General features: G+C 48.4%; 21 protein-coding genes. 12 read left to right on the forward strand and 9 right to left on the reverse strand.

Features of this window, described 5'->3' with window-relative positions:
• Positions 1-18: 18 nt before the first annotated feature.
• Positions 19-948, reverse strand: a complete 930-nt coding sequence (lpxL, locus tag BCT27_RS11320) for an LpxL/LpxP family Kdo(2)-lipid IV(A) lauroyl/palmitoleoyl acyltransferase (RefSeq protein ID WP_102390542.1) — start codon at positions 946-948, stop codon at positions 19-21.
• Between the two features lie 206 nt (positions 949-1,154).
• Between lpxL and hldE the strand changes: the two genes are divergently transcribed.
• Complete coding sequence (gene hldE / locus BCT27_RS11325; protein WP_017008668.1) at positions 1,155-2,585, forward strand: bifunctional D-glycero-beta-D-manno-heptose-7-phosphate kinase/D-glycero-beta-D-manno-heptose 1-phosphate adenylyltransferase HldE; 1,431 nt, start codon at positions 1,155-1,157, stop codon at positions 2,583-2,585.
• Positions 2,586-2,741: 156 nt separating this feature from the next.
• On the opposite strand, the gene tolC is transcribed toward hldE, so the two are convergent.
• On the reverse strand, positions 2,742-4,061 hold the full coding sequence (gene tolC, locus BCT27_RS11330; RefSeq protein WP_102390543.1) for an outer membrane channel protein TolC: 1,320 nt from the start codon (positions 4,059-4,061) through the stop codon (positions 2,742-2,744).
• Between the two features lie 246 nt (positions 4,062-4,307).
• Between tolC and nudF the strand changes: the two genes are divergently transcribed.
• The 8 genes from nudF (at position 4,308) to idi (ending at position 12,784) form a co-directional block, all read left to right on the forward strand.
• Positions 4,308-4,937, forward strand: a complete 630-nt coding sequence (nudF, locus tag BCT27_RS11335) for an ADP-ribose diphosphatase (protein WP_102395856.1) — start codon at positions 4,308-4,310, stop codon at positions 4,935-4,937.
• 53 nt (positions 4,938-4,990) lie between these two features.
• On the forward strand, positions 4,991-5,419 hold the full coding sequence (locus tag BCT27_RS11340; protein ID WP_102316224.1) for a DUF1249 domain-containing protein: 429 nt from the start codon (positions 4,991-4,993) through the stop codon (positions 5,417-5,419).
• An 81-nt stretch (positions 5,420-5,500) separates the two neighbouring features.
• Entirely contained in the window at positions 5,501-6,325 is an 825-nt protein-coding gene (gene cpdA / locus BCT27_RS11345) for a 3',5'-cyclic-AMP phosphodiesterase (protein ID WP_102316223.1), read from the forward strand.
• Between the two features lie 2 nt (positions 6,326-6,327).
• On the forward strand, positions 6,328-6,906 hold the full coding sequence (gene yqiA / locus BCT27_RS11350; protein WP_102390546.1) for an esterase YqiA: 579 nt from the start codon (positions 6,328-6,330) through the stop codon (positions 6,904-6,906).
• Positions 6,907-7,002: 96 nt separating this feature from the next.
• Positions 7,003-8,895 carry a DNA topoisomerase IV subunit B gene (parE, locus tag BCT27_RS11355; RefSeq protein WP_102310667.1) on the forward strand — a complete coding sequence of 631 codons (1,893 nt, stop codon included), beginning with the start codon at positions 7,003-7,005 and terminating at the stop codon, positions 8,893-8,895.
• Positions 8,896-8,921: 26 nt separating this feature from the next.
• On the forward strand, positions 8,922-11,207 hold the full coding sequence (gene parC, locus BCT27_RS11360) for a DNA topoisomerase IV subunit A (RefSeq protein ID WP_102316222.1): 2,286 nt from the start codon (positions 8,922-8,924) through the stop codon (positions 11,205-11,207).
• Positions 11,208-11,389: 182 nt separating this feature from the next.
• Positions 11,390-12,118: a 1-acylglycerol-3-phosphate O-acyltransferase gene (locus BCT27_RS11365; protein WP_102316221.1), complete on the forward strand. Its 729-nt coding sequence runs from the start codon at positions 11,390-11,392 to the stop codon at positions 12,116-12,118.
• Between the two features lie 129 nt (positions 12,119-12,247).
• The gene (idi, locus tag BCT27_RS11370; protein WP_102395857.1) at positions 12,248-12,784 is read left to right on the forward strand and encodes an isopentenyl-diphosphate Delta-isomerase; all 537 of its coding nucleotides are present in this window, start codon (positions 12,248-12,250) and stop codon (positions 12,782-12,784) included.
• A 77-nt stretch (positions 12,785-12,861) separates the two neighbouring features.
• Here idi and BCT27_RS11375 read toward each other — a convergent pair whose 3' ends face one another.
• The 5 genes from BCT27_RS11375 to arcA all read right to left on the reverse strand — a co-directional run bounded on the left by BCT27_RS11375 (position 12,862) and on the right by arcA (position 17,757).
• Positions 12,862-13,251, reverse strand: a complete 390-nt coding sequence (locus tag BCT27_RS11375) for a RidA family protein (RefSeq protein WP_017016354.1) — start codon at positions 13,249-13,251, stop codon at positions 12,862-12,864.
• 182 nt (positions 13,252-13,433) lie between these two features.
• Positions 13,434-13,901, reverse strand: coding sequence for an aspartate carbamoyltransferase regulatory subunit (gene pyrI, locus BCT27_RS11380; RefSeq protein ID WP_102390549.1), 468 nt, complete (start codon positions 13,899-13,901; stop codon positions 13,434-13,436).
• A gap of 16 nt (positions 13,902-13,917) precedes the next feature.
• Positions 13,918-14,847, reverse strand: coding sequence for an aspartate carbamoyltransferase (pyrB, locus tag BCT27_RS11385; protein WP_102316219.1), 930 nt, complete (start codon positions 14,845-14,847; stop codon positions 13,918-13,920).
• 451 nt (positions 14,848-15,298) lie between these two features.
• Entirely contained in the window at positions 15,299-16,303 is a 1,005-nt protein-coding gene (argF, locus tag BCT27_RS11390; protein WP_102316218.1) for an ornithine carbamoyltransferase, read from the reverse strand.
• Between the two features lie 233 nt (positions 16,304-16,536).
• Entirely contained in the window at positions 16,537-17,757 is a 1,221-nt protein-coding gene (arcA, locus tag BCT27_RS11395; protein WP_102395858.1) for an arginine deiminase, read from the reverse strand.
• A gap of 602 nt (positions 17,758-18,359) precedes the next feature.
• Between arcA and rraB the strand changes: the two genes are divergently transcribed.
• Complete coding sequence (gene rraB, locus BCT27_RS11400; protein ID WP_102316216.1) at positions 18,360-18,767, forward strand: ribonuclease E inhibitor RraB; 408 nt, start codon at positions 18,360-18,362, stop codon at positions 18,765-18,767.
• 57 nt (positions 18,768-18,824) lie between these two features.
• Here the strand turns inward: rraB and BCT27_RS11405 are convergent, their stop codons facing one another.
• Positions 18,825-19,736 carry a bifunctional helix-turn-helix transcriptional regulator/GNAT family N-acetyltransferase gene (locus tag BCT27_RS11405; protein ID WP_102395859.1) on the reverse strand — a complete coding sequence of 304 codons (912 nt, stop codon included), beginning with the start codon at positions 19,734-19,736 and terminating at the stop codon, positions 18,825-18,827.
• Between the two features lie 342 nt (positions 19,737-20,078).
• On the opposite strand from BCT27_RS11405, the gene BCT27_RS11410 reads away from it, so the two are divergent.
• Both BCT27_RS11410 and BCT27_RS11415 read left to right on the forward strand, forming a co-directional pair.
• Positions 20,079-21,269 carry a YjgN family protein gene (locus BCT27_RS11410; protein WP_102395860.1) on the forward strand — a complete coding sequence of 397 codons (1,191 nt, stop codon included), beginning with the start codon at positions 20,079-20,081 and terminating at the stop codon, positions 21,267-21,269.
• Entirely contained in the window at positions 21,269-22,270 is a 1,002-nt protein-coding gene (locus tag BCT27_RS11415) for a M48 family metallopeptidase (protein ID WP_241908560.1), read from the forward strand. The genes BCT27_RS11410 and BCT27_RS11415 overlap by 1 nt, the downstream gene beginning before the upstream one ends.
• A 103-nt stretch (positions 22,271-22,373) precedes the next feature.
• Here BCT27_RS11415 and BCT27_RS11420 read toward each other — a convergent pair whose 3' ends face one another.
• A complete protein-coding gene (locus tag BCT27_RS11420; protein ID WP_102316212.1) occupies positions 22,374-22,775 on the reverse strand; it encodes a DUF2061 domain-containing protein in 402 nt (133 codons plus the stop codon).
• Between the last annotated feature and the right edge of the window lie 55 nt (positions 22,776-22,830).

Here is a 22,830-nt window from a genome sequence, read left to right on the forward strand (position 1 = left end):
AATCTCGAATCTCGAATCTCAATCGTACAACGACGGCTCGCCGTCTGGTCGACTCTTAAATCGTCTGTGTAACCACATGTATTGCTCCGGCGCGCGAAGGATCGAACGTTCTACAAATTTGTTGGTGTAGATGGCAGCGGCTTCTTCGTCGTCATACGGGAAAGCGTCTAGCGGTGGATCCAAGGTCATGGTGTAACCGGTACCTTCGCGATCACGCGTGATGGTGAAGGTAAATACGGTGGCTTTACCTGCCGATGCCAGCAAATGCGTCCCCGTGGTGGTACACGCTTTCTCAACGGCAAAAAGCGGCGCCCATGCGGAACGGTGACGGCCATAATCATGATCGGGTGCGTACCAGATTAATTCACCTTTACGCAGTTCTTTGACCATGCGTTTTACGTCGCGGCGATCGATCGCACCATTGTCACGGGTGCGTCCGCGGTATTGGAACCAATCGTAAACGGGATTGGTGTTAGGACGGTAGACGCCGTAACCCGAGGTGTGCGTACCAAACGCGCGTGCGCCCAACTCAAGGTTGAACGAGTGCACCGCAAGCACAAGCCCGCCTTTCTTACTGGCTTTGAGCTGTTCTAAGTGTTCAAAACCCACGAATTTCATGTGCTTCTTAATGCGCCATTTCGGCCAAAACCATGCCATGCAGGTTTCAAAGAGCGCCATACCCATGTGCTTAAAGTTTTCTTTGAGCATGGCTTCGCGCTCGCCGCCCGTCATTTCAGGAAAGCACAGCTGCAAGTTGCGATCGGCAATCTTTCTTCGGCTTTTAAAGAACTTCATGATCACCAGACCAATCTTAAAGCCTAAAAAGCGTTGCACGCGATACGGCAGCCAGCTGAGAATAAACATCAAGCCAACCCCAACCCAAGTATGGAGATACTTAGGATGTAGGAAAGACCATTGAAATGTTGGTGCTTCGTGTTTGTTGCTCATGGCTGAATTGCGCTTCCTAAATAAAGCTCGATATTAAGAGCGATAGTCTAACCGTAAATGTGTTTATACCCAAATAACCTGAAGGTGAAGGACTCAGGGTATTTGGGTATAAGTTGCAGGTTTCAATGTGCTTCTTTGCTGGGAAGCTGTTGCTTTGAAGGCATTGTGGTAATATCGCACGCGTTCCTTTGTCCCTGGAGATAACAATGAAACTGACTTTGCCTGACTACCAGCAAGCCGACGTATTGGTTGTTGGTGACGTAATGCTTGACCGTTACTGGTACGGTCCTACAGGACGAATTTCGCCAGAAGCCCCAGTGCCGGTTGTTAAAATTAATCAAACCGAAGAGCGTCCTGGTGGTGCGGCTAACGTGGCAATGAATATTGCGGCGCTTGGTGGTAAAGCGAGATTGATTGGTCTCGTGGGTCAAGATGAGCAGGCAAGTGTGCTGAATGAAACCCTTAGCTCACTGAAAGTGGATTGTAACTTTGTTGGTTTGGCGGATTACCCAACCATCACCAAGCTGCGTGTGATGAGCCGAAACCAGCAATTGATTCGCCTTGATTTCGAAGAAGGCTTCCACAATGTGGATGTTGCGCCAATCCTTGAGCGTATAGAAGCCTCGTTGCCGCACACCAAAGCGATGATCTTGTCTGATTACGCGAAAGGTGCGTTGGAAAACGTTCAGCCAATGATCCAGCTTGCACGTCGTGCAGGTATTCCTACTTTGGTTGATCCAAAAGGCGCAGACTTTGAACGTTACCGTGGTGCAACACTGTTGACGCCAAACATGAGCGAATTTGAAACCGTGGTGGGCGCATGCCCAACGGAAGAAAACATCATTGAGAAAGGCCTAGAGCTTATTCGTCAGTTTGAGTTTGAAGCGTTACTTGTTACGCGCAGTGAGCACGGCATGATGCTTCTTCAAGAAGGTCAAGAGCCATTGAGCCTCCCGACGCTGGCAAAAGAAGTGTATGACGTGACAGGTGCAGGCGATACCGTGATTTCTGTGTTGGCGTCATCGCTTGCTGCAGGTAAATCACTGGCTGATGCGTGTGCCCTTGCGAATGCTGCAGCGGGTGTTGTTGTTGGCAAACTGGGTACGTCTACGCTGTCGACCATCGAATTGACCGAAGCGGTACACGGAAGCCACCAATCTGGTTTTGGTGTGGTTGTTGAGAATCAACTGATTGCTGCCGTTCAAATGGCGAAAGCTCGTGGTGAAACCGTGGTCATGACCAACGGTTGCTTTGATATTCTGCATGCTGGACATGTGGCTTACTTGAATGAAGCGGCGAAATTGGGCGATCGCCTAATTGTTGCCGTGAACACCGATGAGTCTGTACGTGGCTTGAAAGGCCCTGGTCGTCCGGTTAACCCAACTGATCGCCGTATGGCTGTATTGGCGGGTTTGAGTGCGGTGGATTGGGTTGTGCCTTTCGCTGAAGAAACCCCTCAGCGTTTGATCAGCGAAGTACTGCCGAGCTTGTTGGTGAAAGGCGGTGACTACAAACCAGAAGACATTGCGGGTGGTAAAGAAGTGATTGCTGCAGGCGGTAAAGTGCTTGTACTGAACTTCGAAGATGGTTGCTCAACCACAGAGATCATTAACTCTATTTTGAGTGGTCATAACTGATTTGGTTTGATACTGCTCTGGCCTTAGGGGCTCTTGACTGAGGGCCTCAAATTTGAGAGCGGTTAACTTGCAAAAGTGCGCTGAATCTTTGATTGGCCGCAGAATAAAAAAGGCACCCTAGGGTGCCTTTTTTGATCGCGTAAGATGAGTGACCGATTACTTCTTCGGTGGCACTAAACCTTGGTTGATCTCGACAAGGTCTTCTTCATTTAAGGTACCCACTGCTTGGCGCAGTTGCAGTACGCTTAGGATGTAATCGTAACGTGCATCTGACAAGCTACGGTTTGCATCGTAAAGACGACGTGTTGAATCGAGTACATCAACAATGGTACGTGTACCCACTTCAAAGCCAGCTTCTGTCGCTTCAAGTGCTGAACGTGCAGACACAACGGTTTGCTCAAACGCACGAAGAGAACCAATGCTTGCATTGATGTTGTTGTAAAACGCACGAACATCTTTCACTGTACTGCGGTAACGCGCTTCAAGTGCTTCAGACGCAGCAACATAGTTGTACTGGGCTTCTTTCACTTGGGCTGTAATGCGGCCACCTGTGTAAAGAGGCATGTTGAAGTTAATGCCACCAGTAAGCTGGTTGTTGCTGAAATCCCCAGAAGAATTTGTTTCATTATCCCGGTCTGTATACCCGTAACCTAAATCTAGCGTCAACGATGGCATGTGACCTGATTCAGCCAGGCTAATGCGTTCTTTCGATGCGTCACGTGTGATGCGCTGTGCGAGTAAGCTAAGGTTGGTTTCTTCGGCTTGAGTAACTAGAGCGTCTTGTGTTTGCTCTGGGCTGCTTGCTGAGAAGGTACGGGTGTTCAACACGCTCAGGTCAGCATGGCTTTGGCCCGTGATTTCGCGTAGCTCTTCATAGCTGTTGGTAACAACGTTCTTCGCTTGAATTTCTTGCGCAAGCACTGAGTCATACTGAGCCTGTGCATCGTGCACGTCAGTGATTGCTGACAAACCGACTTCAAAACGCTGCTTGGTTTGTTCTAGCTGACGGCCAACGGCGGCTTTTTCTGCGCGAACAAACACCAAATCATCGATGGCGCGCAATACATCAAAATAGGCCGTTGATACACGAAGGATCAGAGATTGTTGTTCAGCTGCGTAGGTTGCATCTGCTTGACGCGCCGTAATTTCAGCAATGTCTAAGTTGATCCAGCTATTTTGATCAAACAGTTCCTGACTAAAATCTACCCCAGCAGTTAATGTATTTGTGTCATTAACAAAGGCATCTTCACTGTTGCGAGAAAGGTTATAACCCGCACTCAAATTGATTTGAGGCAGTAACGTACCGCGGTTTGTGTCAATAGCAGCGAAAGCAGCATCTTTTGTTGCCGCAGCTTGTAGCAACTGAGGATCACTTTGTTTCGCTTGTTCATAAACCTGAATAAGGTCGTCTGCGCTAGCCAGGGGAGCGACGGTGCCAAGCGCAACCCCGATAAATAAGGGGAGCAATTTCTTCATAATAAGTAGTCCCTGAACTTGTCGTATTCTAATAAATTGCCAAAAGGGTATCCGACCCTAGTGTAAACCATGCAACCTTACTTGGAACTGACAATGTGATGGTTTATTGAGAAAAATTGATTGTAAAACAATCTGTCTTCGAATGGGATTCAAATAATTCTGTAATGTATAACAAAAAAGTAAAGGTTTCTGATTGCAGCTTCCCAGAAGGCGTAGTTATCATTTGCCCCCTTATACGGAGACACTATGGAAAAGTCCGTGCCACAGAAAATGCAGCCAAATCAGTTTGGACAAAAAGACGTACAGATTGATAAAAGTGACCTTGTCTATAATGGTTACTTTAAGATGGTGAAATATCGCTTCCGCCACCGTTTGTTTGCAGGCGGGTGGAGTGACACTATCGAGAGAGAGTTGTTTGAACGTGGTCAGGCGGTTGCGATGCTCCCTTATGACCCTGTGACAGACAGTGTTGTTTTGGTTGAGCAAATCCGTATTGGCGCCATGGTTGCCAGTGATGAACCCTGGCAATTGGAAATCGTTGCAGGGATCATTGATAAAGACGAATCACCTGAAGACGTCGCGGTGCGTGAATCAGAAGAAGAAGCGGGGCTGCCCGTTCAAGAATTGACGCCGATTACGAGCTACCTTTCAACGTCGGGTGGGTGCTCAGAGCGCATTCATTTATACCTGGGTAAGGTGGATGCGTCGAAAGCGAAAGGCATTCACGGCTTGCCGGAAGAAGGTGAAGACATTTTGGTTCATGTCGTGCCAAGAGAAACGGCATACCAATGGGTGCAAAGTGGCAAGATTGAAAACGCCGCATCAATTATTGCGTTGCAGTGGTTGATGCTAAATGTTGAGACTTTGCGCGAGTAGGCATTTTTACTGCATTTACACTGCAGTATTAGCAAGATCACGTAGGATATAAGATGTTGAGACAAGGGTATCGGGTCGATTTGAACGCCCTGATGCGAATGTATGAGACCAATTATGCCAAGTTACTAAGGCTGATGCCGCGTCAGGATGATGTTGGTGAATTCTGCGTGTATGAAATACAAGGTAACGAATTTCAAGTCGATATCGTAGAATCAACGCGTTACACCACGTTGTTGGATATATGGCAGCGCGGAGATGGCCCTGAGTACCTCAGACCACGATTGGTTGTGCGTATGTACCACGATGCTCGGGTGGCTGAAGTATGTACCAGTCAGAGTATTTCCCAAATTCAGCCGCGCTATGATTACCCCAACCCGCGTATGCTTCAGCAAGACGAGAAGCATCAAACTAACGCCTTTCTTTCTGATTGGTTGGGGCATTGTCTGAGAAACGGAATTACGAAACACGACGCAATATATTAAGCGCTGATCGCGTACTTCTTCGCAGTATGTCGTCAGTGTGATACACATTTAAGCTCATTTACGATCAGGATTTTCAAGACGTTGCGGATTTGCCATCTACCAAGCCAACACAGCCATACCGTTCGGTTGTTGCAAATTACAGATACACACCTTTTTGCAGACCCGCATGGCAGTTTGTTAGGGATAAACACGGCTGCGAGTTACAAAGCGGTTGTGGAAGAGATCCAAGCACAAGACATTTCTTTTGACGCCATTATCGCGACGGGCGATTTGTCGCAAGATCACACCGCAGAATCGTACCAGCGTTTTGTTGATGGTATCGCGCATTGGTCGCAGCCTTGCTATTGGTTGCCGGGTAACCATGATTACCAACCTGAAATGAACGCCGTGCTTGAGCAATCCACCTTGGTGCGATGCGATCAAGTGTTACTGGGTGAACACTGGCAGATGATCGTTTTAGACAGTCAGGTAAAAGGGGTGCCGCACGGTCGACTCACGAACGAGCAATTGGCGTTGCTGGAGCAAGCGCTCACGTCTTATCCTGAACGACATGCCCTTATTCTGCTTCATCACCATCCTTTGCCTGCAGGCAGCGCGTGGCTTGATCAGCATCAGCTTCATAACCAAGATGCCTTTTGGCTGTGCGTGGAAAAGCACAGCAACGTGAAAGGCGTGGTGTGCGGGCACATTCACCAAGCCTTGGACACCGAGCACGCAGGACGTCGAGTCATGGCCGCTCCGTCGACATGTATTCAATTCCTCCCCGATTCAGATGATTTTGCGTTGGATTCGACCAATCCGGGGTGGCGCGAAATTTCCTTGCATCAAGATGGCACCATCTCCAGTGAAGTGGGTCGCTTGAAAGGCATGGGCTTCCATCCTGATATGAATTCGGCAGGCTACTGATCATGCCGGTTTTGTTGATCTACATTCACGGATTTAACAGTTCACCGCTTTCACTCAAAGCGCAGCAAATGCAGCAATGGTGCGAGATCCACCGCCCAGACATAAAACTGGAAGTTCCAAGGCTGGCTTGCTACCCTGCCGCCGCTGCGGCGCAACTCAATGCATTAGTTGATCGTTACAAAGGTGACTATCGCATCGGGTTAGTAGGTAGTTCTTTAGGTGGCTACCTTTCGGCGTGGCTAAATAGCCAATATGGATTCCCTGCAGTTGTGATCAACCCTGCGGTTAAGCCTTATGAATTGCTTGCTGATTACTTAGGTCCGCAGAAAAACCCCTATACTGGGGAGCAATACCTGCTGGAAACTCATCATATGGATGAACTGAAAGCATTGGATACTGAATCCATTACTCATCCCGAGTCAATGTGGCTGTTACAGCAGGAAGGGGACGAAGTTCTCGACTATCGTCAGGCCGTCGCCAAATACCAGGGATGTAAGCAAACTGTTGAAGCTGGGGGCGATCATGCCTTTGTAGGCTTCGAAAGATACCCCGCTGAAATCATTCAATTCCTGGGACTGTGAGTGTTCCTCACAGATTGTCCTCGTTAGCTGTGTCATTATTTGACAAGGTAACGGGCCATCACAGACCATGTGAAAAATTTTAAAAGCCAATCATTTATGACAGAGCAAGTTTATAACGCGGGATCCATTGAAGTACTCAATGGTCTTGAGCCGGTTCGTCGTCGTCCCGGCATGTATACAGATACGACCCGTCCAAACCATCTTGGTCAGGAAGTCATCGATAACAGTGTCGACGAAGCGTTGGCAGGACATGCACGCAAAGTAGAAGTCATCCTTCATGCGGATCAATCCCTTGAAGTTATTGATGACGGCCGTGGTATGCCTGTCGATATTCACCCTGAAGAAGGGGTGTCAGGTGTCGAACTGATTCTCTGTAAACTGCACGCGGGTGGTAAGTTCTCTAACAACAACTACCAATTCAGTGGCGGTTTGCACGGTGTGGGTATTTCGGTAGTGAATGCGCTATCGAACCGCGTCGAAGTCTCTGTCAAACGCGATGGTCAGGTGTATGAAATTGCATTTGAGCATGGCGATAAAGTACAAGAGCTAACGGTTACTGGGACTTGTGGGCGCCGCGCCAAAGGCACGCGCGTGCATTTCTGGCCGGAAGCAAAGTACTTTGACTCTCCAAAATTCTCCGTTTCTCGTCTGAAAAACAACCTGAAAGCCAAAGCGGTACTTTGCCCGGGGCTGGAAATCGTCTTTACCGATAAAAACACCAATGAAACCATCAAGTGGTGTTATGAAAGTGGTCTGAAAGACTACTTGGCGGAAGGCGTGAAAGGGTATGAACTGCTGCCAGCAGAACCGTTTGTCGGTGAGTTTAGTGCACCACATGAAGCGGCTGATTGGGCGATTATCTGGTTACCGGAAGGTGGTGAACTCATCACTGAAAGTTACGTTAACCTGATCCCGACAGCACAAGGTGGTACGCACGTTAATGGCTTACGCCAAGGCTTGCTGGATGCGATGCGTGAATTCTGTGAATTCCGCAACTTACTGCCGCGTGGCGTGAAGCTAACAGCTGATGATATTTGGGACCGATGTGCTTATGTATTGTCGGTGAAGATGCAAGACCCTCAATTCGCGGGTCAAACCAAAGAGCGTTTGTCATCGCGCCAATGTGCAGCCTTCGTGTCTGGCGTGGTCAAAGATTCGTTCAGCTTGTGGCTTAATGAACGCCCACAACTGGCAGAACAACTTGCAGAAGTGTGTATCGCGAATGCGCACAAACGTATGCGAGCAGCCAAGAAGGTTGTGCGTAAGAAAGTGGCCTCGGGCCCTGCATTGCCAGGTAAGTTGACCGACTGTTCCATGCAAGACTTAGCGCGTACTGAACTGTTCTTGGTCGAGGGTGACTCGGCAGGCGGTTCGGCGAAACAAGCGCGTGATCGTGAATTCCAAGCCATCATGCCGCTACGCGGTAAGATCCTAAATACGTGGGAAGTGTCTGCTGACCAAGTATTGGCGTCACAGGAAGTGCATGACATTTCCGTCGCATTGGGTATTGACCCTGATAGCGAAGATCTTTCAGGTTTGCGATACGGTAAAATCTGTATCCTCGCCGATGCGGACTCGGATGGTCTGCACATCGCCACCTTGCTGTGTGCCTTGTTTGTAAAACACTTTCATGCGTTGGTAAGAGCGGGTCACGTCTATGTGGCAATGCCGCCTCTGTATCGCATCGATTGCGGGAAAGAAGTTTTCTACGCGCTCGATGATGCAGAGAAAGCCGGTATTTTGGAAAGCCTTAGCCAAAAACGCGCCAAGATTGACGTTCAGCGATTCAAAGGTCTGGGTGAAATGAACCCGCTTCAGCTTCGCGAAACTACCATGGATCCGAACACGCGCCGTCTTGTTCAGTTGACCATTGACGATCAGGAAGAAACCGATCGCATGATGGACATGTTGCTGGGTAAAAAACGCGCTGAAGATCGTCGCCATTGGCTACAAGACAAAGGCGACATGGCTGAGTTAGCAGAAATTTAACTGGATTTTAGGGTCGGACGTTTTCAATGACTGATATTACTTATGACGGTGTCGAGCAACTTCCATTAAGGAAGTTCACCGAGGATGCATACCTCAACTACTCGATGTACGTCATCATGGACCGTGCTTTGCCATTTATTGGTGACGGTCTTAAGCCTGTGCAGCGTCGCATCATTTATGCGATGTCAGAGCTGGGCTTGTCGGCAACGGCAAAATACAAAAAATCTGCCCGTACTGTGGGTGACGTACTCGGTAAGTATCACCCACACGGTGATTCTGCGTGTTACGAAGCCATGGTATTGATGGCGCAGCCGTTCTCTTACCGCTACCCATTGGTTGATGGTCAAGGTAACTGGGGTGCGCCGGATGATCCGAAATCGTTCGCTGCGATGCGTTATACCGAATCGCGTCTTTCTCGCTTCTCAGAAGTGCTTTTGGGTGAAATCAGCCAAGGCACTGTCGATTGGCAGCCGAACTTTGACGGCACCATGAAAGAGCCGAAAACCATGCCAGCGCGTCTGCCACACATTCTGTTGAATGGCGTGACAGGTATTGCGGTTGGCATGGCGACTGACATTCCACCGCATAACGTGCGTGAAATTGCGAATGCCGTCATTGCACTTATCGACACGCCAAAGCTCGATTTGGATGGCGTGCTGGAATACGTCAAAGGCCCTGATTACCCGACGGAAGCCGAAATCATTACCCCGCACGTAGAGCTTAAAAAGCTGTACCGCAGTGGTAAAGGCTCTGTTCGCATGCGTGCTTGCTGGCACAAAGAGAACGGCGACATCGTGATCAGCGCGCTGCCTCATCAAGTGTCTGGCGCAAAACTGCTTGAGCAAATTGCGAACCAAATGCGCGCGAAGAAACTGCCGATGGTGGAAGATCTTCGTGATGAGTCGGATCATGAAAATCCGACGCGTATTGTTATCGTGCCGCGCTCTAACCGTGTGGACTGCGATCAGCTGATGAATCACCTGTTTGCGTCTACCGATCTAGAACGTAGCTACCGTGCAAACTTGAACATGATTGGCCTTGATGGTCGTCCTCAAGTGAAAGGCCTTGTTCAAATCCTCTCTGAATGGATTGAATTCCGCCGCAGTACGGTACGTCGTCGTTTGCAATACCGCTTGGATAAAGTGCTGGCGCGCTTGCACATCCTTGATGGTTTGTTAGCGGCTTATCTCAACATCGATGAAGTCATTGAAATCATCCGCACGGAAGACAACCCGAAAGCGGAATTGATGCAGCGCTTCGATCTGAGTGAGCGCCAAGCTGAAGCGATCCTTGAAATCAAACTCCGCCAGTTAGCAAAACTGGAAGAGATCAAGATCCGTGGTGAGCAAGACGAATTGAACAAAGAGCGCGAGCAGTTGGAAAAACTGTTGGGCTCAGATCGTCGCCTCAATACCTTACTGAAAAAAGAAATCACCGCCGATGCTGAAAAGTATGGCGATGATCGTCGCTCTCCATTGGTTGAGCGTGAAGAAGCAAAAGCAATGACTGAGCGCGACTTGATCCCAAGCGAGCCAATCACTGTTGTGCTGTCTGATAAAGGTTGGATCCGTCATGCGAAAGGCCATGATGTTGACCCAACAAGCTTGAGCTACAAATCCGGTGACGGCTATCTCGCGGCCGCGCGTGGCAAGAGTAGCCAACCTGCTGTCTTCGTGGGCACGGATGGTCGAAGCTATGCTCTTGAGTCGCACAGCTTGCCATCGGCGCGAAGCCAGGGTGAACCGATTACAGGTCGCTTGAACATCACCGCAGGAACAACGATTCGTCATGTGTTGATGGGCGAGAATGACAACCTGATGTTGATGGCCTCTGATGCTGGTTATGGTTTCGTGTGTAAGCATGATGACCTGCTATCGAAAAACCGCAGCGGTAAAGCGTTGTTGAGTTTGCCACAAGCCTCAGAGGTGATGCCGCCGCAGAAAGTGTCTGACATTGAAAGCGATGACATTGTGGCGATCACGAACGAAGGTCGCATGTTGGTCTTCCCAGTGAAAGAGTTGCCACAGCTAGGCAAAGGCAAAGGGAATAAGATCATCAATATCCCTGCAGCGCGTGCGAAAGCGCGTGAAGAGCTACTGGCGCAACTGTTCGTTGTACCTCAAGGCTCTATCGTCACGCTGCATGCTGGAAAACGTAAGCTGTCCCTGAAGCCTGCAGATATGGATAACTTCCGCGGTGAACGAGGCCGTCGAGGCTCTATGCTGCCACGCGGCTTACAGCGTGTTACGGCGATTGAAATCACAGCGTCAGGCTCGACGCCAAGTGATGAGACCGAATCACCAGACGCATAATAAGGAAGCCCTCCACTCGGAGGGCTTTTTTTCATCGGTTAAATGTTAGCTAGCAGGTGAATTTTGCTGGTGGATACGTATACTACTCAGAGTTTTATTTAAGCGTACACGTGTACGCTCTAATTCGCCGACACGTCCATTCTTCTTTCTGTTCGGTGATGTATTGGTTTTAGGAGAAAAGAATGTATTTCATACTGCGACTTTTGGCTGTCGCGTTATTTGCGATTGTCATGCTCATCTTTGGTTGTGGTTACTGCCTCCTAAGCCCTAGAAACCCTAAAAACGTCTATACCGTTGGACGCTGGTTTGGCAAAATGTCGGCGATCTTTGGTATCAAACTCGAGGTTCGCCAATCAGAAGCCTCTAAAGCGGCAGGCACGTGTGTGTACATCGCTAACCACCAAAGTAATTGGGATTTGATCACCGTATCGAATGCTGTTCGCCCTGGTGCTGTGACCGTGGGTAAAAAGAGCCTGGCGTACATCCCTATCTTCGGCACCTTGTACTGGCTAACGGGTAACATTTTGATTGACCGTAATAATCGCAGCAAAGCGATGGGGACGATTGGTCAGGTTATCGATAAGATTAAAGAACGCGATGTGTCAGTGTGGCTGTTCCCTGAAGGTACGCGTTCACGCGGCCGCGGTTTATTGCCATTCAAAACGGGGGCATTCCACGCAGCCATTGGCGCGGGCGTTCCAATTGTGCCTATCGTGTGTAGCTCAACAAGCCATTTGAAAGCTTCTCGCGGCAACAACGGTCATATTATTGTGGAAGTGATGGATCCGATTTCAATTGAAGGCTACAACAAAGACAACGTACGTGAACTCTCGAAGCATTGTCATGCGGTGATGACAGCAAAACTGGCAGAGTTGGACGCTGAAGTGGCTGAGCTAAACAAAAAATCTTGAGGTTAACGCGGAGTAGCGAAGTGCTACCTTGCGTAATAAACTTAAGGCATTGAACGAAGAAAAGGATACGCATTGCGTATCCTTTTTGTATTTTCTGATAATAAACGCGAGTAAAGAAGTAAGGCGAATATGCAGAAAAATCAGGTTGTTCTGGTCACTGAAAGTGGTCAGCAAACAGGTCTTGCTGGCAAAATGGCGGCACATGAGCAAGGGCTACTCCACCTTGCGTTCTCTGTGATGATCTATCGCGAGACAGCAAGAGGGCGTGAGTATTTGCTGCAGCAGCGCGCACAAAGCAAATACCACAGTGGTGGCCTCTGGACTAACACCTGTTGTTCACACCCGATGCAGGGCGAAAGCTTTGAGAATGCCGCTGCGCGTCGATTGAACGAAGAACTGGGTATCGTCGCGCCCTTGGCGTTCGAGATGGGCGTGTCATTTTGTTATCGCGCAGAGCTTGATAATAATCTGACCGAGCATGAACTTGATCAGATCATTTTGTGCAAAGTCGATGACGTGGAATTAGCCCCCAACCCAGAAGAGATCATGGATTGGCGCTGGTGGTCACAGCAGGAAATGCGTGCTGCAATGGCGCAATCACCGCAACAATTTACTGCGTGGTTTGAGCAAGTGGTAGGGCACATTGAAGGTCAATTAGCAGCGTGAGCAATGCGGCGTTATTGAGACGAGAAAAAAGCGGCCAAAGCCGCTTTTTTTGATCGTGCTATGTGCTCAGTTCGCGCTTATTTGCGTACTGCGATAGCTTCGATTTCGATGCCCACATCTTTCGGAAGACGTGCAACTTCAACGCAAGAACGTGCTGGGTAGTGAGCAACGCCATTTTCATCGAAAAACTTACCGTACACTTCGTTAACGGTGCCGAAATCGTTCAAGTCTTTAACGAACACGGTCATTTTCACGATGTCACTCACGGTGAGGCCTGATGACTCAACCACTGCTTTCACGTTCTCAAGAGACTGACGTGCCTGTACTGCGATGTCAGCAGATACTTCACCCGTTACTGGGTTTACTGGAATTTGACCCGAAGTCAGTACCATGTTGCCAAGATCTACACCTTGTACGTATGGACCAATCGCGGCAGGAGCGTGTTCAGTGTGAAGTACTTTAGTCATTACCTTTCCTTAATTTATACATAGCGGAAATTGAGCTGGCACTTAGTCTGCATCTTGCTTGCGTGCAGGTAAAGCCCGCGTGTTCACAAATTTAGGTTGTGCATGCCGTTTTGCATGCCTCAGTGACAAGAAAAAAGCCGACGTTATTTGTTGGCTCTTCTTTTGTTGGTGTATGCCGCGTATTAGTTGCTTTCAGTCATGATTTCACGCGAGAACACTTTCTCGCAGTACTTACATTTCAAATTCAAATCATCTGCTTTTTTCACAACGTTGAAGCTACTTTCAACGGCTTTTTCGTCATGGGTAATACAGTTGGTATTTGGGCAGCGGAACACACCAAGAATGACATCTGGCAATGTGAGTGGCAGCTTCGCAACCACTTCATAGTTCTCAATTTGGTTCACCGTGGCCTGCGGTGCATAAAGCGCAAGTTGCTTGGCTTGTTCTGCACTGATGAAGATGTTTTCAATCTTAATCAGGTCTTTCGCACCCACGGCTGACGAAGGAAGGTTAAAACCGACAGTCACGCGCTCGCTAGTTTTATGCAGCTTGAAGAGCTTCATGACTTTAAAGCCGACATGCGCAGGAATGTGGTCGATGACGGTACCGTTTTTAATGGCTTCAACCTGTAGTTTGTACTCTTTACCCATTGTGCTCACTCCTGCCTTATAGTTCTTCGTTAATCACAAGTGCCAGCAATGCTTGGCGCGCATACACCCCGTTTTCGGCCTGTTGGAAATAGTAGGCGTAGGGTGTTTTATCAACAGCGACGGTGATTTCATCAACGCGTGGCAGTGGGTGAAGCACTTTCAGGTTGTCGCGTGCTTTCTCAAGCTCTGGTGTGTCGAGAATAAAGGCAGCTTTAATGTGTGCGTATTCTGATTCATCGAATCGCTCTTTCTGAACGCGCGTCATGTAGAGGATATCAAGTTCAGGAACCACTTCTTCGATGGTCGCGTGCAAGCTGTATTCAATGCCTGATTCTTCAAGTTCTTCCAAGATGTAATCTGGCATCGCTAAGGCTTCAGGGGCGATGAAGTAGAAGCGATTGTTCTTGAATTTGGAGAGCGCTTGCGTGAGCGAGTGCACGGTGCGACCGTATTTCAAATCTCCGACCATCGCGATGTTCAGGTTATCCAGACGACCTTGTGTCTCATGGATACTGAACAAGTCCAACAATGTTTGAGAAGGGTGTTGGTTTGCACCGTCGCCACCGTTAATCACGGGAACGCCTTTAGAGAATTCAGACGCTAAGCGTGCCGCGCCTTCTTTAGGGTGGCGCATCACGAACGCATCAACGTACGAAGAGATGACTTGCACTGTGTCAGAGAGGGTTTCGCCTTTTTTTCCTGAGGATGTGTTACCACCGTCAGGGAAACCAATCACAGTGCCGCCCAGACGCTGAACCGCGGTTTCAAATGAGAGGCGAGTGCGGGTTGAGGCTTCAAAGAAGCAGCTTGCGACCACTTTATTTTTCAGCAGTGTAGGGTTTGGCTCTGCCTTCAACGTACCCGCCGTTTCGACAATAAGTTCTAATTCTTCGCGGGACAACTCCGGGATGGAGATAATGTGTTTATTGTACAGCGAGGTCGCCATGTCTTCTCTTCCCTCTATGGATGCTAACTAATGTTGCTAACTAAGGTTTGCTAAATTTTGGCTAAAAAAAAGCCTCCCGATCAGGAGGCTTTTTCTAAAAATACGGGAAAAACAAAAAAGGATGCCGATGCCAAGTAATGGCAGGTTTTAGCGGTGTTTTTCTGTGCTAAATGTGGCATTTCGATTCATTTTTTCGACAAATTGCGGAGAATTATACGCCCATTTTTCGGCGGCGCAAGAGGTGTCACGAGTAAGAGAATGATGATGAGGGACGGTATCTTTTGGTCTTCCTTATCGGTGTTGTCTGGTGGGGACGAGAGAAGAATCGCTGTAACTACAGACCGTTAGACACAAAAAAGCACGCAGTGAATGCGTGCTTTGTTAGCCTGCTCATGAGGCTGATTGAGTGTCGCGATGGTTAGATGGTTAAATGGTTAAATGACTAACGCGGTTAGCTGCCGAGTGTGGCAACCATGATGGCCTTTATTGTGTGCATGCGGTTTTCCGCTTCATCGAACACAATTGAGAAATCAGACTCGAACACGTCTTCGGTCACTTCTAACCCTTTCATGCCGTACTTTTCAGCCACTTCTGCACCCAGGGTGGTTTCGTCATTGTGGAAGGCAGGCAAACAATGCATGAATTTCACGTGTGGATTTCCTGTTTTCTTCACCATCTCCATGTTTACTTGATACGGCGTCATGACAGCAACACGTTCATCCCAGGCTTCTTTCGACTCGCCCATAGAGACCCACACATCGGTATAGAGGAAATCACAGCCTTTCACGCCTTCTTCAACGTTTTCTGTCAGGGTGATTTGCGCGCCGGTTTCCTTGGCGATGGCTTTGCACTGTTCAACCAAGGTGTCTTCAGGCCAGAACTGTTTTGGGGCGACAAGGCGGATGTCCATGCCCATTTTGGCTGCACCCACCATGAGGGAATTTCCCATGTTGTTGCGTGCGTCGCCCAAATAGGCAAAGGCCATTTCGTGCAATTGTCTGCCGCGGCCGTGTTCTTGCATCGTGAGGAAGTCGGCAAGAATCTGGGTTGGATGGAATTCGTCAGTCAGGCCATTCCACACAGGCACACCTGCATATTTACCCAATTCTTCAACAATGGCTTGCCCATAACCGCGATACTCGATGCCATCGTACATGCGACCAAGTACGCGAGCTGTGTCTTTCATCGATTCTTTATGGCCGATTTGCGAGCCTGAAGGGCCGATATAGGACACTTGAGCGCCTTGATCAAACGCGGCGACCTCAAAGGCACAGCGCGTGCGGGTAGAGGCTTTTTCAAAGATCAGGGCGATGTTCTTACCCTTTAGTTTTTGCTGCTCATACCCGTTGTATTTTGCTTTTTTGAGATCGGCAGACAAAGACAATAGGTGTTCAATCTCGCGAGGAGTGAAATCCAGAAGTTTGAGAAAATTCCGGTTGCGCAGATTAAAAGCCATGATGAGATCCCTTTCAAAGTTCTTTGTACTTCTAAACAGCGGCTTAGTTGCCACTGTAGACACTAAGCACGATTTTTACGCAGTTGCGCACATAAATGCAACAATTTTGAATAAATATTTATAAATCTCGCGTCAATATTCGTATTGGGGCTATCATCGTGCGACAAAAAAAGCCACCTAAAGGTGGCTTGTGTCAGTCGTGTGGCGATTTGTTGATGGCCGATAATGCGTGATTACAAGCCTTCGCGCTCAATAGGGCAGCTCATGCAGCGCGCGCCGCCGCGGCCTCTTCCTAATTGGTCGCCAGGGATCGGCAGCACTTTGATGCCGGCTTTGTCGTATTTTTCGTTGGTGTAGACATTGCCTTCGTAACCAATGACAACGCCTGGGCGAACGGTGAGGACATTATTGGCGTCATTCCATTGTTCGCGCTCTGCTTCGAAGCTATCCCCCCCAGTGGTGATGATATTGAGCTGAGGGATGTTGAGTGCCTTTTCGATGGCATGAAGGAAGTAATCCACTTCCGTCACTTTCACATCGCCTTTTCCTGCATCGGCTAAGCGCCAGCATTGCAGATCTTTGCGCATCACTTCCGGGTAAACAGAGAAGGTATCGAGATCCATGTGGGTCATGACTGTGTCTAAGTGCATGCAAGAACGGTGTTTCGGCAGATTAATCGCAATCACTTCTTTTGCTTCGCCATGTTTGAACAGGCTGCGCGCCAGGGCCTCAACACCTTGAGGTGTTGTGCGTTCGGACATGCCGACAAGCACGGCACCGTTACCGATCACCAGCACATCACCACCTTCGACCATGGCATTGTCATAGTCACGTTGCTCTTCGCCGAGATAGGTGTGGAAGCTTGAGGATGCGAAGGTTGGGTGCCAGCGATAAATGGCGCGTAGATGATTGGTTTCACGCTGACGTGCAGGCTTCGCCATTGGATTCAGTGATACGCCACCATAAACCCAACATGACGTATCACGCGTGAATAAGTGGTTAGGAAGTGGGTCGATAATAAAATCGGTGCGTTCATGCATCGCTTGCATCATAGAAGGTGATTGCACGGGGAAGTCAATGTAGCTCAATCCCCCTAAAAGAATGTGCGCCAATTCTTCATCACTGAGGGTTTGCAAATAACCTCGCACATCTTGTGCAAACTGGTAACCCAGTCGGTATTCGCCCACTTGCATGTCAAGTAGCCAGTTTTTGGCTTCTGGAATGGCCAAGGTTTCAGCCAGTAAGTCGTGTAACAGGAGGACTTCTACGCCTTCACCACGGAGTGTTTTTGCGAATTCGTCATGTTCTTCGCCGGCACGTTCGACGGCCAACACATCATCAAATAACAAATCTTTGTAGTTTGATGGCGTAAGGTGGTTTAGCGCGCGCTCTGGACGATGAAGCATCACACGCTTCAACTTTCCAACTTCTGAACCCACATATAGCTGACTCATGATCGTTTCTCTCTTGAATTTTTATTTACCCCATCTTGCGTTGTGTCTGCGTTTGTCTTTTGCTCTGTGAAGAGAAATTGGCTTTCTCTCAGACGCTGATAGCAAACGGTGACAATGAACGTTTTGATGGGAAAAAATGGAGATTGAGCGACAGAATTCCAAAAGAGGGGCGTAATTTGGCAAAGACGCCTGAATACATGTCGTAAATCCATTTACCTTTATGAAAGCGAATACGATGAAATGGCGTCTTTACGGTGCGTGCTATTGCATCTGCGTAAAGGGTTTATCATGTCCGTTTTCTATCCTGTGTGCGTACTTATGCGAAATGTTTGCACACTATTCCATAATCGGGTCATTTATTAGAGCAAGATACCGCTAACGCTAGGGTTATTTAGCATCTTGTCTTGTTATTGCCCTGTTCTCAAATAATGACAACCTTGTTCCTTAAGGTCAATTTTACTTTTAATTAACACGTCGATGTGTGATTCATTGCTGTGGTAAAGACAGGATTTAGGGGCGTAAAATTGACGTGAAATCGTCATGGAAAAGCGCATCAATCCGTGCCATAGTTCCCCCGTATTTTCTCAGTCTGGAGTTATCCAATGTCTTACGCTGACATTATTGAAGAACAAAAAGCCGAAACACGCGAAATCATTGCTGCACTGCTAGACGACGGCAGCGATCCAGATGCGCTTTACACCATTGAGCACCACTTGTCTGCGGACAGCTTTGCTGAATTGGAAACGGCTGCAGTGGAAGCGTTTAAGTTGGGTTTTGAAGTGTTTGAAGCGGAAGAGCTTGAGCTTGAAGACGGCAGCACAGTTGTTTGCTTTGACGCGGTAATGGAAACTGCATTGGAAGCTGAGCGTATCGACGAGCAAGTAGAAAAACTTGTCGCTCTGGCAGAAAAAAACAAGATCGATTACGACGGTTGGGGCACGTACTTTGAGTCTGATGAAGAAGATGACGAAGAAGAAGGTGATCTCGAGGAAGAAGAAGACGAGAAGTAATTCACCGTTGTTCAGAAAAAAGCCGGCTTGCCGGCTTTTTTTGTCGCTAAAAAATGCTTACTTCAGTGTTTTCAGCATGCAGACTTCGCAATCGCTGTGCCCTGTGTTTCCCAATGGGCCATTGAGTTGTTTAAAGCCCATCGACGCATAGAGACCGATAGCTTCTTTGAGGCAGGCGGTTGTTTCAAGGTAGCAGGCGTCATAGCCCTGTTCTCGCGCAAATTTGAGTGCATGGGCCACCATTCTTCGTGCGAAGCCTTTGCCGCGGAGCACTGGGCGAAAATACATTTTCTGAAGTTCGCAGGTATTGTCTTGTCCGAGCAAAGGGGCGATACCGCCGCCGCCTAATATTTTCCCGTCTTTTTCAACGACCCAGTAAGCCGCATTGTCTGCTTTGTAGCTTTCACTGAGCGTGTCCAGCGTTGGGTCTGCCACGCTGTAGCCTTTGTCTTCGGTGAGGCCGTATTCGGCAGACACTTTACGAATTACCGCAGCAATGGCGGCGTTGTCTGCGGGCTCTAACAAGCGAAAGGTAAACCCTTTTTGTTTTTCGCTTTGTTCCATTGCGCGGTTATATCGCGAAAGGGAAGAAGATAGGACATCAATTTCATCGCTGTCTAGTTGCTCTAGGTACATGGCAATTTCTTGGTTTATGCCTTGGTGGTGCGCATTTAAGCGTGTTCGCCCTGTGTCGGTGAGCTGATAGCTTGGTTGTGTGTGGGCAGATTCGACGTGATAGGCGATGTTGTTATTGTTGATTAAGATCGCCAAGGTGCGGTTGGCGTTCGCGACATCAATATTAAGGCGAGAAGCCAATTGATCGGCGTTGAGGTTTTTTTGTTCTAACTCAATCAGCACATGGCATTGGATGGTGGTGAGACCGCTGGTGCCGTAGATATTGTCCAGCAGCCCTCTATGCCTTAGCAATTGACGCACTAACTGTCGAATTTCAATGGGTCCAGTGTTCATCCTTAATCCTCTCATTTCCTTAAAAATACTGCCGTTATGATTGTGCCTGAAAATGTGCCAATTGCACCTGTCGCGTTTACCTTATTCTTGAAAAGCTTAGAAAGAAAACGGACCAACTTCGATGCTCTTCTTTTGACTGAGCGCGATGAGACGCCTTGAAATCTGCGCGTTGGTGACATGTGGAGATAAGTTGTACGGCTGTTGCAATACAAAGAGTAGGTTAGTTCGCAGTTGGTGAGGTCTGGACTGCGTAATGCCTTGATGGTAATTAGAATATGATATTAAAAATAATTAAACCCGATGCATTCGGGCAGGACAAGGTGTTGGCAAGGAGTGCCTATTATGGAAAACAAAATGACATTTCACGGCTCGGGTCGTGAGTACTTCGGGATATGGATAGTCAATATTCTTCTGAGCGTGTTAACGCTCGGGATCTATTCAGCGTGGGCGAAAGTGCGCACTAAGCGCTATTTCTATGGAAATACAGAGCTGGCCAGTGATCGCTTCGAATATCACGCAACGCCGATTCAAATTCTGATTGGACGTATCGTTGCCACCATTGCCGTCATCATCTGGTTTGCTGTCGGGCAGTTCTTTCCTATCGCCTCAATGTTCCTTTTGGTCTTCGGGCTGCTGGTGATGCCATGGTTGCTCCGAAACAATGCTCGGTTTAATGCAAAGATGACCAGCTTTAGAAACGTGAGACTCAATTTCACGGGCACACTGTTAGGCGCTTATGGCAACATTTTGGGACGGGGCGCTGTTTTCTGTTTCATCATTTTTGTTGTTGCCATGATTGCGTCAGCGCAAATAAGTGTGGGTGTCACGATAGGCACGATCTTGGTGGGTATAGCGGTACTGTTTGTTACCTATGCGTGGATCATTAAAGGCATCTCGAGTTATTTCGCCAACGGTTATGGTTACGGCAAGCTGAAATTTAAGGCTGAGCTTTCAACAGGCTTTTTTGTCCGCACCTATTTATGGGCCATTTTGATCGGGGCAATCACCATGATAGCGGTGAGTATTGCGTCGGCGTTGGTGACAGGGATTTTCGTCGTGTTCAGTGATCCGTCGTCTTGGGCGGGGATGGATGGCTTTCCTGACAATTTCGACCCTGATAACTTAACGCTCGATAACCTGTTCGCGTTTGCCGGTATCTTTGTGATGCTCATGGTCGGCTACGGTTTGTTTTTCGCAGCCATGTTGGTGGTAACGGCATTTATTGCCTGCCGAACACGTAACCACGTGTTTAACCAAATGCAGATTGAAGGCATGCCTGACTATCGTTTGGGGTCGAACATGGACACAACGCGTTATGCCTTATTGATCATCACCAACTTCTTCTTACAGGTCTTTACCTTGGGTCTTGCTCGACCATGGGTGAAGGTGAGAACCGCCCGCTATGTGTTGTCCGTTACCACTGTGCATGGTGATTTGAATGAGTTGACCGCATTTGACGATCAATCAGATGCCAATTCATCCATTGGTGATGAAGTCTCTCAAGCTTTTGATTTGGAAATCGGGATCGGGTAATGACGGAAGGATATGCTTATCCCCCGCAGCAATCGAGCCGAATGCGTGCGACCTTGACGATATTGGGTGAGACGCGTGCTGTGTTGCAATACGAAGACCATCGTATTGATTGCCGCTTAGAAGAGATCACATGCACTGAGAAGGTGGGGAGTATTCCCATCAAACTTCGCTTTCCTGATGGTGATCTTTTTATTCCTGACAATGAAAGCGCATTGCCTGCTTACTTTCTGCACTCCCAAAAAAGCGGATTATCGTGGCTTGAAAGTAGCAAGTTGGCGATCCTCTCTTGCGTGTTCATTGCCGTTTTGCTCATTGGAGCATTCTTCTACGTTGGGTTGCCCAGTATGAGCAAAGGGATTGTGACTCTTTTGCCTGAGGAAGTGCCTGTGGCTGTTGGTGAACATGTGCTTTCGCAGCTAGACGAACGCTTGCTGAAACCGTCAGAGCTTCCCACTTCGCAGCGAACGCATATTCAGGCGGAGTTTGATCGACTCGTGGCTGATTTACCGCCTATGCCAGTAGCTCCTCGCTTGGTTTTTCGCTCTTGGGAGCGAGGGCCGAATGCGTTTGCATTGAGTGATGGAACGGTGATCCTGATGGATTCTTTAGTCGCGATAGCTGATAACGATCGCCAACTGAATGTGATTCTGCTTCATGAGCTTGGGCACGTTTACTATCAGCACGTGATGACATCACTTGTGCAATCGACCTTGGTATCGGTGTCTGTCGCGGTGATCACTGGGGAAAGCACGGGCGTGATTGATACCTTAACGGGTCTGGGAGTGCTGTTTGTCACTGCGGGATATTCGCGTGAAAATGAAGAAGAGTCTGATGCCTTTTCGGCAACGCATTTAATGGCAAAGTATGGTGACACCACTGCGCTTGCTGAGATGTTTGAAAAACTTCGCGCGGCCCACGGCGCTGAAATGTCGATGGAGTGGTTGAGTTCCCATCCTGATACCAACACGCGTATAGAAGCGGCAAAGCAGTTCAATCCGTAGGGAAGTATACGCGCAGGTGCGGTATATCACGGTAATAAAAAAGCAGCCATAAGGCTGCTTTTTTATTGATTGGTAACCTGGTTGGTCGGGAACGGATTGTGCGCTATGCGATGATTGAATCATGGTGACAATACCAAGCATTCAGTGTTGCTCTCTTTTGCCATGCCTTCTCATGGAAATAGTACGCCATGGTGTTGATACAAGGTTCAATCATTGCCATGAGACTGCCCACCAATATGTCTCCTGTTAGCAAGTACACGACGGTAAACGCGACACTGAAGTGAACAGCGGCAAAGCTCGCGGTTTTACGGCCTGGGTTACTGCGCAGTGCATTTTTCAACATCTTGCTCTCCCACGCTTTTTCATGGAAGTAAAAGGCAACGGTGTTGACCATAGGCTCTACCATGGCAATCAAGCTACCCAGCAGAATATCGCCCGTCAGGACAAACGCGACAGTGAACGCAACGGTAAAGTGAATCACAGCAAAACTTACGGTCTTTTTCATAATCAGTTCCTCATCGGTATGAACTGATTATTGCGAACTATTATCAATTAGGTAA

The sequence above is a fragment of the Enterovibrio norvegicus genome (assembly GCF_002876705.1).
Classification (GTDB): Bacteria; Pseudomonadota; Gammaproteobacteria; order Enterobacterales; family Vibrionaceae; genus Enterovibrio; species Enterovibrio norvegicus_B.

Bases quoted from the DNA above. Each gene is read 5' to 3' on its own strand.
- arcA (WP_102395858.1), bottom strand. From the start codon at position 17,757: ATGAGTCAGCTATATGTGGGTTCAGAAGTTGGAAAGTTGAAGCGTGTG.
- pyrB (WP_102316219.1), bottom strand. From the start codon at position 14,847: ATGGCGACCTCGCTGTACAATAAACACATTATCTCCATCCCGGAGTTG.
- BCT27_RS11420 (WP_102316212.1), bottom strand. From the start codon at position 22,775: ATGAAAAAGACCGTAAGTTTTGCTGTGATTCACTTTACCGTTGCGTTC.
- tolC (WP_102390543.1), bottom strand. From the start codon at position 4,061: ATGAAGAAATTGCTCCCCTTATTTATCGGGGTTGCGCTTGGCACCGTC.
- rraB (WP_102316216.1), top strand. From the start codon at position 18,360: ATGTCTTACGCTGACATTATTGAAGAACAAAAAGCCGAAACACGCGAA.
- nudF (WP_102395856.1), top strand. From the start codon at position 4,308: ATGGAAAAGTCCGTGCCACAGAAAATGCAGCCAAATCAGTTTGGACAA.
- parC (WP_102316222.1), top strand. From the start codon at position 8,922: ATGACTGATATTACTTATGACGGTGTCGAGCAACTTCCATTAAGGAAG.
- BCT27_RS11340 (WP_102316224.1), top strand. From the start codon at position 4,991: ATGTTGAGACAAGGGTATCGGGTCGATTTGAACGCCCTGATGCGAATG.
- BCT27_RS11375 (WP_017016354.1), bottom strand. From the start codon at position 13,251: ATGACTAAAGTACTTCACACTGAACACGCTCCTGCCGCGATTGGTCCA.
- idi (WP_102395857.1), top strand. From the start codon at position 12,248: ATGCAGAAAAATCAGGTTGTTCTGGTCACTGAAAGTGGTCAGCAAACA.
- BCT27_RS11410 (WP_102395860.1), top strand. From the start codon at position 20,079: ATGGAAAACAAAATGACATTTCACGGCTCGGGTCGTGAGTACTTCGGG.
- hldE (WP_017008668.1), top strand. From the start codon at position 1,155: ATGAAACTGACTTTGCCTGACTACCAGCAAGCCGACGTATTGGTTGTT.
- argF (WP_102316218.1), bottom strand. From the start codon at position 16,303: ATGGCTTTTAATCTGCGCAACCGGAATTTTCTCAAACTTCTGGATTTC.
- pyrI (WP_102390549.1), bottom strand. From the start codon at position 13,901: ATGGGTAAAGAGTACAAACTACAGGTTGAAGCCATTAAAAACGGTACC.
- parE (WP_102310667.1), top strand. From the start codon at position 7,003: ATGACAGAGCAAGTTTATAACGCGGGATCCATTGAAGTACTCAATGGT.
- yqiA (WP_102390546.1), top strand. From the start codon at position 6,328: ATGCCGGTTTTGTTGATCTACATTCACGGATTTAACAGTTCACCGCTT.
- BCT27_RS11415 (WP_241908560.1), top strand. From the start codon at position 21,269: ATGACGGAAGGATATGCTTATCCCCCGCAGCAATCGAGCCGAATGCGT.
- BCT27_RS11365 (WP_102316221.1), top strand. From the start codon at position 11,390: ATGTATTTCATACTGCGACTTTTGGCTGTCGCGTTATTTGCGATTGTC.
- lpxL (WP_102390542.1), bottom strand. From the start codon at position 948: ATGAGCAACAAACACGAAGCACCAACATTTCAATGGTCTTTCCTACAT.
- BCT27_RS11405 (WP_102395859.1), bottom strand. From the start codon at position 19,736: ATGAACACTGGACCCATTGAAATTCGACAGTTAGTGCGTCAATTGCTA.